At 71.5% G+C, this 12,510-nt stretch carries 11 protein-coding genes; 9 read left to right on the forward strand and 2 right to left on the reverse strand.

What is annotated here, in order from left to right; all coding sequences use genetic code 11:
• The first annotated feature begins 5 nt into the window (after positions 1-5).
• The 6 genes from OG611_RS18160 (at position 6) to OG611_RS18185 (ending at position 5,991) form a co-directional block, all read left to right on the forward strand.
• Positions 6-1,283, forward strand: a complete 1,278-nt coding sequence (locus tag OG611_RS18160; protein ID WP_266421130.1) for an amidohydrolase family protein — start codon at positions 6-8, stop codon at positions 1,281-1,283.
• Positions 1,283-2,506: an amidohydrolase family protein gene (locus OG611_RS18165; RefSeq protein ID WP_266421131.1), complete on the forward strand. Its 1,224-nt coding sequence runs from the start codon at positions 1,283-1,285 to the stop codon at positions 2,504-2,506. Before OG611_RS18160 ends, OG611_RS18165 begins: the two co-directional genes overlap by 1 nt.
• Positions 2,507-2,531: 25 nt before the next feature.
• Positions 2,532-3,245 (forward strand): VIT family protein, encoded by a 714-nt coding sequence (locus OG611_RS18170; RefSeq protein ID WP_266421132.1) that lies wholly within the window; start codon positions 2,532-2,534, stop codon positions 3,243-3,245.
• A 115-nt stretch (positions 3,246-3,360) separates the two neighbouring features.
• Complete coding sequence (locus OG611_RS18175; RefSeq protein WP_266421134.1) at positions 3,361-4,239, forward strand: sterol desaturase family protein; 879 nt, start codon at positions 3,361-3,363, stop codon at positions 4,237-4,239.
• Positions 4,236-4,925 carry a lysoplasmalogenase gene (locus OG611_RS18180; RefSeq protein ID WP_266421136.1) on the forward strand — a complete coding sequence of 230 codons (690 nt, stop codon included), beginning with the start codon at positions 4,236-4,238 and terminating at the stop codon, positions 4,923-4,925. Before OG611_RS18175 ends, OG611_RS18180 begins: the two co-directional genes overlap by 4 nt.
• 22 nt (positions 4,926-4,947) lie before the next feature.
• Positions 4,948-5,991 (forward strand): zinc-dependent alcohol dehydrogenase family protein, encoded by a 1,044-nt coding sequence (locus tag OG611_RS18185; protein ID WP_266421139.1) that lies wholly within the window; start codon positions 4,948-4,950, stop codon positions 5,989-5,991.
• On the opposite strand, the gene OG611_RS18190 is transcribed toward OG611_RS18185, so the two are convergent.
• Together OG611_RS18190 and OG611_RS18195 are read right to left on the reverse strand one after the other, a co-directional pair.
• Positions 5,981-7,402: a CoA transferase gene (locus tag OG611_RS18190; protein ID WP_266421142.1), complete on the reverse strand. Its 1,422-nt coding sequence runs from the start codon at positions 7,400-7,402 to the stop codon at positions 5,981-5,983. The genes OG611_RS18185 and OG611_RS18190 overlap by 11 nt on opposite strands.
• Positions 7,403-7,483: 81 nt before the next feature.
• Entirely contained in the window at positions 7,484-9,019 is a 1,536-nt protein-coding gene (locus tag OG611_RS18195) for a S8 family serine peptidase (protein WP_266421144.1), read from the reverse strand.
• Positions 9,020-9,310: 291 nt separating this feature from the next.
• On the opposite strand from OG611_RS18195, the gene OG611_RS18200 reads away from it, so the two are divergent.
• The 3 genes from OG611_RS18200 to moaA all read left to right on the forward strand — a co-directional run bounded on the left by OG611_RS18200 (position 9,311) and on the right by moaA (position 12,500).
• Positions 9,311-9,679, forward strand: a complete 369-nt coding sequence (locus OG611_RS18200; protein WP_266421146.1) for a DUF485 domain-containing protein — start codon at positions 9,311-9,313, stop codon at positions 9,677-9,679.
• Positions 9,676-11,316, forward strand: a complete 1,641-nt coding sequence (locus OG611_RS18205) for a cation acetate symporter (RefSeq protein ID WP_266421150.1) — start codon at positions 9,676-9,678, stop codon at positions 11,314-11,316. Before OG611_RS18200 ends, OG611_RS18205 begins: the two co-directional genes overlap by 4 nt.
• Before the next feature lie 194 nt (positions 11,317-11,510).
• The gene (moaA, locus tag OG611_RS18210; protein WP_266421152.1) at positions 11,511-12,500 is read left to right on the forward strand and encodes a GTP 3',8-cyclase MoaA; all 990 of its coding nucleotides are present in this window, start codon (positions 11,511-11,513) and stop codon (positions 12,498-12,500) included.
• Positions 12,501-12,510 lie beyond the last annotated feature (10 nt).

The raw sequence follows: 12,510 nt of genomic DNA on the forward strand, positions 1-12,510 counted from the left end.
GAGCGATGACCGACGACCCGTACCTGATCATCTCCTCCGACTGCCACGCCGGGCTGCCGACGGAGGAGTACCGGCCCTACCTCGATTCCCGCTTCCACCGGGACTTCGACGACTTCCTCGCCGGGCGCGACCGCCGCCGCGAGGAGATGACCCGCCTCGGCGTACGCAACGAGGCCTTCGCCGACAAGTGGTTCCACGACAACGAGGAAGGTCTGAAGGGCGGTTGGGACGCCGCCCGGCGCCTCAAGGAACTGGACGGCGACGGGGTGGCGGCCGAGGTCGTCTTCCCCGACGCGGACGCCGTCGACAGCCGGACCGCCGCCCCGTTCGGCGTGGGCCTCGGGCTCTCCGGCGATCAAGACCCCGAATTGGGCATGGCGGGCGCGCAGGCCCACAACCGCTGGCTCGCCGACTTCGTCTCGCAGAATCCCGAACGCCACTGCGGGGTCGCCCTGTTGCCCGTCACCGGCGAGGTCGACCGGGTCGTCGCGGAGATCCACCGGGCCAAGGAGTCCGGACTCGGTGCGCTCATGATCCCCTCCATGTGGGTGGACAAGGCCCCGTACCACGACCGCCGTTACGACCCCGTGTGGGCCGCCGCCGCCGAGACGGCGATGCCGGTGGTCACGCACTCCGGGGCGGCCCCGCGCCACGAGTACGGCGACCACCTCGGGATCTACGTCTCCGAGGTCACCTGGTGGCCGTCCCGCCCGCTCTGGTTCCTGCTCTGGTCGGGCGCCTTCGAACGCCACCCCGGGCTGAGGTTCGGCGTCGCCGAGTCCGGCTGCTGGTGGCTGCCGAACCTCCTCTGGTTCATGGACCGGCTCTACCTCGGCGCCCACGGCGGCAAGAAACTCTCCCCGTTCGCCGAACTGAAGCGGCCCCCGCACGAGTACCTCGACCGCCAGGTCTTCATCTGCGCCACCAACACCAAACGCCGCGAGCTCGCCCAGCGGTACGAGATCGGCGTCGACAACATCCTGTGGGGCAGCGACTTCCCGCACCCCGAAGGCACCTGGCCGAACACCGCCCAGTGGCTGCGCGACACCTTCCACGACATCCCCGTCGCCGAGACCCGCCGCATGCTGGGCCTCGCCGCAGCCGAGGTCTTCGGCTTCGACACGGCGAAGCTCGCCCCGATCGCCGAGCGCATCGGCCCCACACCCGAGGACCTGGGTCAGAGCGCCGACCAGACGGCGGTCGAGGCGTCCTGGGCCAGGTCGCGCGAAGTGGGCCGGCACTGGCTGACCGACCACGACTTCCCGGTCCTGGGGGTTCGGTGATGGACCGCTACACGGTCATTTCCGCCGACTGCCATGCCGGAGCCGATCTCCTCGACTACAGGCCCTACCTGGAAGCGAAGTACCACGACGACTTCGACGCGTGGGCGGCGACCTACGTCAATCCGTACGAGGACCTCCTCGCCGACACCGCCGACCGCAACTGGAACTCCGCACGCCGCGTCGCCGAGCTGGAGGCGGACGGCATCGTTGCGGAGGTCGTCTTTCCCAATACCATCCCGCCGTTCTTCCCCTCCGCCTCCCTGATGGCGCCCGCGCCGTCGCAGACGGAGTACGAACAGCGCTGGGCCGGCCTGCGCGCCCACAACCGCTGGCTCGCCGACTTCTGCGCGCAGGCCCCGGGCCGGCGTGCGGGCGTGGCGCAGATCCTCCTCAACGACCCGGCGGAAGCGGCCCGCGAGGTCCGCCGCATCAAGGCCGCGGGCCTGACCGGCGGCATCCTGCTGCCCGGCGCACCGCCCGGCTCCGGCATTCCTGAGCTGTACTCGCAGGTGTACGACCCGCTGTGGGCGGTCTGCGAGGAGCTGGAGGTACCGGTGAACCACCACGGCGGCTCGGCCTCCCCGCCGCTCGGCGACGAACCGGCGGCGCGCGCCGTCTTCATGGTGGAGACGACCTGGTTCTCGCACCGGGCGCTGTGGCACCTGGTCTTCGGCGGAGCGTTCCGTCGCCATCCCGGACTGAAACTGGTCCTCACCGAACAGGGCTCCGGCTGGATCCCCGGCGTCGTGGAGATGCTGGACTACTACCACGGCCGCCTGATCGCGGCGGCGAACCGGGCAGCCACCGCCGAGTCCAGATTCGGCGCGGGGCTCGCCGCCTCGATGGGCGCGAGCCCCAGCGAGGTCTGGCGCGACAACTGCTACGTGGGCGCCAGCTTCATGCGGCCCCATGAGGTGCCGTTGCGCGACCGGATCGGCCTCGACAAGATTATGTGGGGCAGCGACTACCCGCACGACGAGGGCACTGCTCCGTACTCACGGGAGGGCCTGCGGATCGCGTACGCGGGCCTGCCGCCCGAGGAGATCGCGGCGATGACCGGCGGCAACGCGGCCCGCGTCTACGGGTTCGACCTGGCGGCGCTCGACCGCATCGCGGCCGAGGTCGGCCCGACGGTCGAGGAGATCGCCGAGCCGCTGAAGGAGGTTCCGCCCGACGCGACCAGCCCCGCCTTCGCACCGGGCGGGTCGGTACGCGTCTGGTGACCGCGTGGGGTGAGACCATCCCCGGGTGACGGATATCCGGACGCACGACGAACCGCACGGCAACGGGCTCGGCGCACGGCTGAACTGGCTGCGCGCCGCGGTCCTCGGTGCCAATGACGGCGTGGTCTCCACCGCGGGCCTGGTCGTCGGCGTGGCCGGCGCCACCGGCGACCGCGGTGCCCTGCTCACGGCGGGCCTGGCCGGACTGCTGGCCGGGTCCATGTCGATGGCGGCGGGCGAGTACGTCTCGGTCTCCACCCAGCGCGATTCGGAGCGGGCCGCCCTCGCGACGGAGAAACGGGAGCTGACGGAGGCCCCGGAGGCGGAACTCACCGAGCTGACCGGCCTGTTGGAGGGTAAGGGGCTGAGCCGGGACGTCGCCCGCGAGGCCGCCCTCCAGCTCACCGAACGCGATGCGCTGCGCGCCCACGCGGAGGTCGAGCTGGGCATCGACCCGGACGAGCTGACGAACCCGTGGCACGCGGCGGGCGCGAGCTTCCTGGCGTTCACGGTGGGCGCGCTGCTGCCCTTGTTGGCGATCGTGCTGCCCCCGGCGTCGCTGCGGCTTCTGGTGACCGTGCTGTCGGTACTGGCGGCGCTCGCACTCACCGGCTGGTGGAGCGCACGGCTGGGCGAGGCGAGGGTGGGGCCGGCGGTGCTGCGGAACATGGGTGGGGGAGCGTTGGCGATGGCGGTCACCTATGGGGCGGGGGAGTTGCTGGGGGCGGTGGGGGTGTAGGGCAGTGCGCAGCCGCGTTTGGCAGAAGTCACCAAAGACTGCTGACACCGTGTCTCGCATACTTGTTGGTAACAACGTCTGGTGCCGGGCCGACCTGCGGCTCTACGGTGCTCGTATGCCGACGAACCTGCCCGATGTAGTGCTCTGGTCCATACCGGCCTTCGTCCTGCTCACTGTTCTGGAAATGGCCCTCCACCACTTCCACCCCGACGAGGACGCCGCCGGATACGAGACGAAGGACACCGTCACCAGCATCAGCATGGGGCTGGGCAGCCTGGTCTTCGACCTGCTGTGGAAAGTGCCCATCGTCGCGATCTACACCGCGGTCTACGAACTGACCCCGCTCCGCGTCCCCGTGCTGTGGTGGACCGTCCCGCTGATGCTGCTCGCGCAGGACTTCTTCTACTACTGGTCCCACCGCGGGCACCACGTCATCCGGATCCTCTGGGCCTGCCACGTGGTCCACCACTCCAGCCGGAAGTTCAACCTCTCCACCGCGCTGCGCCAGCCCTGGACGTCGCTGACCGTCTGGCCGTTCTACCTGCCGATGATCGCGTGCGGGGTCCATCCGGCCGCGCTCGCCTTCTGCTCGTCGGCGAACCTCGTCTACCAGTTCTGGGTGCACACCGAACGCGTCGACAAGCTCCCCAGGCCCTTCGAGTACGTACTCAACACGCCCTCCCACCACCGGGTGCACCACGCGTCGCAGGGCGGCTACCTGGACCGGAACTTCGGCGGCATCCTCATCCTCTGGGACCGGCTCTTCGGGTCCTTCACCGCCGAGACCGAGCGGCCCGTGTTCGGTCTCACCAAGAACATCGGCACCTTCAACCCGCTCCGGGTCGCCACCCACGAGTACGCCGCCATCGCCCGTGACGTGCGGGCGGCGGGCAGCTGGAGCGAGCGGGCCGGGCGGATCTTCCGCGGGCCCGGCTGGCAGCCGGCCGGAACGGCCGCCCGTACGGCCGCCCCCGCCGCGGAGCGCACCGGATGAGCGCCGACGCCGCCCCGGACCGGCGGGAGGGTCTCGTACGCCCGCTGTTCATCGCCTTCCTCGTGGCCTCGGCCGTCGACCTCGTCGGTGTGCTCGCCGACATCCCGGTCGCCCACCTAGTCGCCAAGCCGCTGCTGATGCCGCTGCTGGCCGGGTACGCCGCCGCCCGGCGCGGCCCCCGGCTGCTCATCGCGGCGCTGCTGTTCGGCTGGGGCGGCGACACGCTCCTGCTGGCCGACGCCGATGCCGCCTTCCTCATCGGGATGGGCTCCTTCGCCGCGGGGCACGTCTGCTACCTGTGGCACTTCGGACGGGCCCGCGGCTCGCTGCCCGCCGGGCTCGTGTACGCCGCCGTCCTGGCCGGCTTCATCGCACTGCTCTGGCCCGGACTGCCCGCCGAGATGCGGATCCCGATGGCCGGCTACAGCCTGCTGCTCACGGCGATGGCGTACCGCGCCGGTACCCTCGGCCGGTACGCGGCCGCGGGCGGGGCGCTCTTCCTGCTCTCCGACGCGCTCATCGCCACCGGCATCGCGGACTGGCCGCAGCTGCCCGCCCCCGACTTCTGGGTCATGCTCACCTACATCGCGGCGCAGTTCCTGCTGACCGCCGGGATCCTCTCCCCGGGGCCGACATGGGCCGGTGCCGCCCCCGGGGCGTACCGTGAACGGAGTATCAGCAGCTGAGACCGGCAAGGACCCCCCACGCATGCGCGCCACCGTCATCCACGCCCCCCACGACATACGCGTGCAGGAGGTGCCCGACCCGTCCGTGCAGCAGCCCACCGATGTGGTGCTGCGGGTCCTGAGGGCCTGCATCTGCGGCAGCGACCTGTGGGCGTACCGCGGCGAGTCCGCCCGGCAGCCCGGCCAGCGCATCGGGCACGAGTTCCTCGGGATCGTCGAGGAGGCGGGTTCCGAGGTGGCCGGCTTCGCCGTGGGCGACCTCGTCGTCGCCCCCTTCGTCTGGTCCGACGGCACCTGCGCCTACTGCGCCGAGGGCCTGACGACCTCCTGCCCGCAGGGCGGCTTCTGGGGCTCGGTCGGCTCCGACGGCGGGCAGGGCGAGGCCGTGCGCGTCCCGTTCGCCGACGGCACCCTGATCAAGCTCCCCGCCGCCGCGGCCGCCGACGACCACCTGCTCACCGCGCTCCTCGCCCTGTCCGACGTGCTCGGCACCGGACACCACGCGGCCGTCGGCGCGGGCGTGCAGCCCGGTTCCACCGTCGCGGTCGTCGGTGACGGGGCGGTCGGGCTGTGCGGCGTCATGGCCGCCAAGCGGCTTGGCGCCGAGCGGATCATCGCCCTCGGCCGGCACCGGGCGCGCACGGACATCGCCCGCACCTTCGGCGCCACGGACGTCGTCGCCGAGCGCGGCGAGGCGGCCGTCGAAGCCGTACGGGAACTGCTCGGCGGCGAGGGCGCGCACGCCGTGATCGAGGCCGTCGGCACCGAGCAGTCGATGCGTACCGCCGTCGGGATCACCCGCGACGGCGGCTCCATCGGCTACGTCGGCGTGCCGCACGGCAGCGGCACCGGACTGGACCTCGGCGTCATGTTCGACCGGAACATCGCCCTGCGCGGCGGCGTCGCCCCCGTGCGCACCTACATCCCGGAACTGCTCCCCGACATCCTGGCCGGCACGATCGACCCGTCGCCCGTCTTCGATCTGACCGTGGGCCTCGACGACGTCCCCGCCGGATACCGGGCGATGGACGAGCGCACCGCGCTGAAGGTGCTCATCAGGCCGTGAGCCAGGTGGCCGCGTCCGCCCCCAGCGGGCCGGGCGGGCGCGACCAGTCGGCGGGCGAACCGTCGAAGGCGACCGGTGGCACCGCGTGCCGCAGCCGGCCCAGCGGGCTGTCCGTCTCCGTGAGCCACTTCTCCGGGTCGTACGAACCTCCGGCCGCCGCGCCGGGTTCCTGCCGGGCGGGCAGCTCGTCGAGCAGCCAGGCGGCGGTACGGGCGAGCGAGAGCGTCGCCAGCCGGGAGCCGCCCTCGTCGTGCTGCTCGGTCAGCGCCCGCAGCACGGCGGCGGCCAGCAGATAGCCGGTGCCGTGGTCGAGCGCCTGGGCGGGCAGCGCACCGGGCCGCCCGCCGGGCCCGGCGTCGGCCTCGGCCGACGCGATGCCGGTGGCCGCCTGGACCAGGCTGTCGAAGCCGCGCTGCCCGGCCCACGGACCGTGCCCCCAGGCCGAGAGCCGCCCGATCACCAGCCCCGGCCTGCGCGCGGCCAGGGACCGGGGCGTCAGCCCGAACCGCTCGACCGCACCGGGCCGGTAGCCGATGACGACCACGTCCGCGTCGGCCAGCAGCCCGTCGAAGGCGGCCGCACCGGAGCGGCTGGAGAGATCCAGGTCCGCCGACCGCTTCCCGAAACCGGTGTCGCTGTGCGCGTCCGGGCTCTCCGGGAGCTGCGGGGCGTCGATCCTCAGGACGTCCGCGCCGAGCAGCGCGAGCGTACGGGTGGCGACCGGCCCCGCGATCACCCGGGTGAGGTCCAGGATCCGCAACCCGGCGGCGGGCAGCAGCGGTTCACCGGTGAGCGGCGCGGTCCGGCGCACCGGTGCGCCGTCGATGCGGTCCCGGGCCACCAGCGGCGTGCCCGCGACCGCGGCGCCCCGCGGATCGGCCGCCCACTCCTCGGGCGTACGGGCGGCCACGGCCAGGCCGCCCGCCGCGTACACCGTCCGCTCGATCTCGTCGCCCCGGCGCCCGGCGAACGAGGCGGCGGCGGTGTGCACGGCGATGTCGTCCGGGGTGTCCCCGGGCAGCCCCAGCGTGGCGAGCAACCGGGCCCGGTGGTGCGGGTAGTTGGCGTGCGTACGGACCCAGCCGTCCGCGGTGCGCCAGAACCGGGACAGCGGGGCGAAGTTGGTCGGTGCGCGTCCGTCGATCCGCAGATGGCGCTCGCTGGTGAACGCCGTGGCCACCGCGCCCTCGTCGATCCGGACCCGCGGCACGGGACGCCCGGTGCGGCGCGCGGCGAGTTCGGCGGCGGCCAGCGAGCAGACCGCGACGGCGGAACGGGCCAGTTCCAGGGCGGGCAGCCGGGCGGGGAGCAGTCCGTCGGGACCGTCCGTCCCGAGGTGCGCGAGAAGTGCGGGATCACCGCCGAGCGCCGCCCAGGCCTGCTCGGTTCCGGACATTCGTGCGTCGGTCATCCCCACACTATGGCACTGAGTGCCACCAGGCGGGAGGGGCCGCCCGAAGACTCCGGCCCCTCCCGCCGCGCGGCGTTCCCGCTACCAGCGGACCGCGTTCAGCGCGTTCACCACACCGGCACCGTAGAAGCCGTTGCGGTTCTTGCCGCCCTCGCAGACGGCGTCGATCTTGCCGTCACCGTCGATGTCGTACGGGGCGCCGCACGCGGTGGCGTCGGCCTCCGCGAGCAGCAGCGCCTTCACCGCGGCCGCCGAGGCGTGCGGGTGCGTCGACTTGATCAGGGCCGCGACACCCGCGACATGCGGGGAGGCCATCGACGTACCGGCCTTGTAGCCGTACTGGCCGCCCGGCAGCGTGGACAGGATCAGACCGCTGGTGGCCGGCGGGGCGGGCGTCTGGTAGGCCGTGGAGTCGCCGCCCGGGGCCGCAACGTCGATGACGCCGTTGCCGTAGTTCGAGTACGAGGCCTTCAGGCCCTTGGCGCCGGTCGCGGAGACCGTCACGACGCCCGGCAGCATCGCCGGGATGTCCAGGCACTCGCGCGGGTTGATCGTCCGGGTGACGGCCGTGCTGTCGTTCGGGCTCTGCGTGTCCTCGATCGCGTCGGAGGCGAGGTCGAAGCTGCTGTTGCCGGACGAGGCGATGTTGACCGTGCCCTTGCGCTCCGCGTACCGCGTGGCACGCGCGACGGCCTCGACCAGGGCGCCCTGGTCGGGGTCGTTCTTGCAGTTGAACATCCACGGGTCGGTGAAGTAGCTGTTGTTGGTGACATCGACACCGTGCTCGGCGGCCCAGACGAAGCCGCAGACGATCGACTCGGTGTAGAAGAAACCGTCCGGGTTCGCCACCTTGATCCCGGCGACCTTCACGCCCGGCGCGACGCCCGTCACCCCGATGCCGTTCTTCGCGGCGGCGACGGTCCCCGCGACATGCGTGCCGTGGTTGCTCTCGCCGGTCTTCGGCCGCCAGGCACCGTCCGTCGTGTCCGGCGCCCCGGAAGCACAGCTCGCCGACGCCCCGCGGTCGAAGTTCGGCGCCAGGTCCGGATGGGTGTCGTCGACACCCGTGTCGATGACCGCGACCGTGACCTTGCGGCTGCCCAGCGTCTTCTTGTGCGCCTGGTCCGCCTTGATGGCGGGCAGATCCCACTGGAGGGGCTCCATCGGATCCTGGCCCGCCTCCGCCTCCGCCGCCGCGGTCTTCGCCTGCGCGGCGGTGAGCGGCTGCTCGGCCCCGGTGTCCGTGGTGGCCTGCGGAACGATGGGGTTGGTACGGGTGGCCCCTGCCGAATCGACCCCCTTGACCCGGCGGACCGTCTTCGCGAAGTCCGGGTTCTGCGAGTGGACGACGATGACGCCGATCTGCTCGTAGGCGACCACCACCGTGCCGCCGGCCTCGGCTATCGCCTTCTTCACCTGCTTGACGGTCCCGTGACCGCCCCGCGTGTTGACCACGTACGAGAGCTTCGGGCCGTCCGTCGACACCGCAGCCGTGGGCTGCGCGTCCATGGGTGCGGCAGAGGCGGCACCCGTCGGCAGGAAGCCGAGCGAGGCCGTGAGTGCCAATCCGACGGGCAACGTGAGTGCGCGCGTCCGTCTGGATCCCAGATGAGCCATGGGGTCTCCACATCATCCGTACCGGTCGACCGGACACGGGCGTGCCCGGTCGCGTACATGACCAGTGAAGTTATCGCTGATCATCCCCGCTCATCAATGAGTTCGGAGGGTCGGGTTCGGCCGGACGGGCGCGAAACGGCGCGCGGGAGAAGTGCGGAGCCGCGGTGAACCGCTTCGCCGCGCTCTCCGTGCCGTTGTCGGGGGAGGTGCACCGACACCTCCCGATACCGGACCTTCCCGGTGAGATCCACCGTCACCGACACCACCGCACCCGCGTCGCGAGGAGATTCCGTGGCTACCGATGCACCGCCGCCGACCGAGGCCAGTACGGACACCCGCCCTGCCCCGCCCACGACCGAGGCGTTCATCGCGATGCAGGAGAGCGAGGAGTTCGGCGAACTGCGCCGCTCGTACCGCTCGTTCGCCTTCCCGCTGACCATCGCGTTCGTCCTCTGGTACCTGCTCTACGTGCTGCTGTCCAACTACGCGGGCGGCTTCATGGGCGCCAAGGTGTACAGCAACATCAACGTGGCCTTCGTCTTCGGCCTCGCCCAGTTCGTCACCACCTTCCTCATCGCCTGGTTCTACTCCCGGCACGCGGCCGCGAAGCTCGACCCGAAGGCCGAGGCCATCAAGTCCCGTATGGAGGCCGACGCATGAGCGCCGCGTACCACTCGCACCCCGCCCTCCAACTGGCCGCCTCCTCGACCACCGAGCACCGGCCGCTGATCATCACGCTCTTCGCCGTGTTCGTCGCCGCGACCCTGGGCATCACCGTCTGGGCCGGACGGCAGACCCGGAGCGCCTCCGACTTCTACGCGGGCGGCCGCCAGTTCACCGCCTTCCAGAACGGACTCGCGGTCTCCGGCGACTACATGTCCGCCGCGTCGTTCCTCGGTATCGCCGGCGCCATCGCCCTCTTCGGCTACGACGGCTTCCTGTACTCCATCGGCTTCCTCGTCGCCTGGCTCGTCGCCCTGCTGCTGGTCGCCGAACCACTGCGCAACTCGGGCCGCTACACGATGGGCGACGTCCTCGCCTACCGGATGCGCCAGCGCCCGGTCCGTACCGCCTCCGGCGTCTCCACCATCGTCGTCTCGATCTTCTACCTGCTGGCCCAGATGGCGGGCGCGGGCGTCCTGGTCTCGCTGCTCCTCGGCATCACCAGCGACGCGGGCAAGATCCTCATCGTCGCCCTCGTCGGTGTACTCATGATCGTGTACGTCACCATCGGCGGGATGAAGGGCACCACCTGGGTGCAGATGGTCAAGGCCGTACTGCTCATCGCCGGTGCCCTCCTGATGACCTTCCTGGTGCTGCTGAAGTTCGACTTCAACATCTCCGACCTGCTGGGCACGGCCGCCTCGAAGAGCGGCCACGGAGCGGCGTTCCTGGAGCCCGGCCTCAAGTACGGCGCCACCGGCACCTCGAAGCTGGACTTCCTCTCCCTCGGCATCGCCCTGGTCCTCGGCACCGCCGGCCTGCCGCACATCCTGATCCGCTTCTACACGGTGCCGACCGCCAAGGCCGCCCGTAAGTCCGTCAACTGGGCCATCGGTATCATCGGCGCCTTCTACCTGATGACGATCGCCCTCGGCTTCGGTGCCGCGGCCCTCATCGGTCCCGACGAGATCAAGGCGAAGAACCCGGCCGGCAACGCGGCCGCCCCGCAGCTCGCCGAATACCTCGGCGGGGTCGGCTCCACCGGCGGCGCCGTGCTGCTCGCGGTGATCTCGGCGGTGGCCTTCGCCACCATCCTCGCCGTCGTCGCGGGACTCACCCTCGCCTCCTCGTCCTCCTTCGCGCACGACATCTACGCCAAGGTCATCCGCAGGGGGAAGGCCACCGAGAAGGAGGAGATGCGGGCCGCCCGCTGGGCCACCGTCCTCATCGGCGCGGTCGCGATCGTCCTGGGCGCCTTCGCCCGTGACATGAACGTCGCCGGACTGGTGGCGCTCGCGTTCGCCGTCGCCGCCTCCGCCAACCTGCCGACCATCCTCTACAGCCTCTTCTGGAAGCGGTTCACCACCCAGGGCGCGCTGTGGTCGATCTACGGCGGCCTGGCCGGCTCGGTGCTCCTGGTGCTGTTCTCGCCCGTCGTCTCCGGCAACCCGAAGACATCGATGTTCAAGGGCGTCGACTTCGCCTGGTTCCCGCTGGAGAACCCCGGCCTGATCTCCATTCCGCTGGGCTTCCTGCTCGGCTGGATCGGCTCCCTCCTCTCGAAGGAGGAGCCGGACAAGGGCAAGTACGCCGAGCTGGAGGTCAAGTCCCTCACCGGTGTCGGAGCGCACTGACCGGGCGCCGTCCCGGGCGGCCCTCCCGCTCCGTGGCCGTGTCGTAGAGTCCTACGACACGGCCACGCCGCTCCTCGTGTCAAACGGGCCCCGCCGTTGTCACCGCTCTCGCGTAGTCTCGGAGGAGTCAGCCGGAAGAGCCGGCCGGAAGAGCGGACTCGGCACCCGGGAAGCAATTGGGGGAGGGGGTCCACATGCTCATCGACACGTACGACCGGGTGGCCACCGACCTGCGCGTCTCGCTGACCGACCGGTGCAATCTGCGGTGTACGTACTGCATGCCGGAAGAGGGCCTGCAATGGCTGGCCAAGCCCGACCTGCTCAGTGACGACGAGATCGTCCGGCTGATCCGTATCGCCGTCACCAGGCTCGGCATCACCGAGGTCCGCTTCACCGGCGGCGAGCCGCTGCTGCGCCCCGGGCTCGTCTCCATCGTCGAGCGCTGCGCGGCCCTCGACCCGCGTCCCAGGATGTCGCTCACCACCAACGGCATCGGTCTCAAGCGCACCGCCGCCGCACTCGAGGCCGCAGGGCTTGACCGGGTCAACGTCTCGCTGGACACCCTGCGCCCCGACGTCTTCAAGACCCTCACCCGCCGCGACCGCCACCACGACGTGCTGGCCGGCCTCGAAGCCGCCCGCGACGCCGGGCTCACCCCGGTCAAGGTCAACACCGTCCTGATGCCGGGGCTCAACGACGACGAGGCCCCCGAGCTGCTCGCCTGGGCCGTCGAGCAGGGCTACGAGCTCCGCTTCATCGAGCAGATGCCGCTCGACGCCCAGCACGGCTGGAAGCGCGACGGCATGATCACGGCAGGCGACATCCTCCGGTCGCTCCGCACCCGCTTCACCCTCACCGAGGAGGGCGACGGGGAGCGCGGCTCCGCCCCGGCCGAGCGCTGGATCGTCGACGGCGGCCCCCACCGGGTCGGCGTCATCGCCTCCGTCACCCGCCCCTTCTGCCGGGCCTGCGACCGAACCAGGCTCACCGCCGACGGCCAGGTGCGCACCTGCCTCTTCGCCCGCGAGGAGACCGATCTGCGCGGCGCCCTGCGCTCGGACGCGCCGGACGAGGAGATCGCCCGGATCTGGACCCTCGCGATGTGGGGAAAGAAGGCCGGATCCGGTCTGGACGACCCGTCCTTCCTGCAGCCCGACCGGCCCATGTCGGCGATCGGCGGCTGACGCCGGTCCG

The organism is Streptomyces sp. NBC_01363 (assembly GCF_026340595.1).
Lineage (GTDB): Bacteria > Actinomycetota > Actinomycetes > Streptomycetales > Streptomycetaceae > Streptomyces.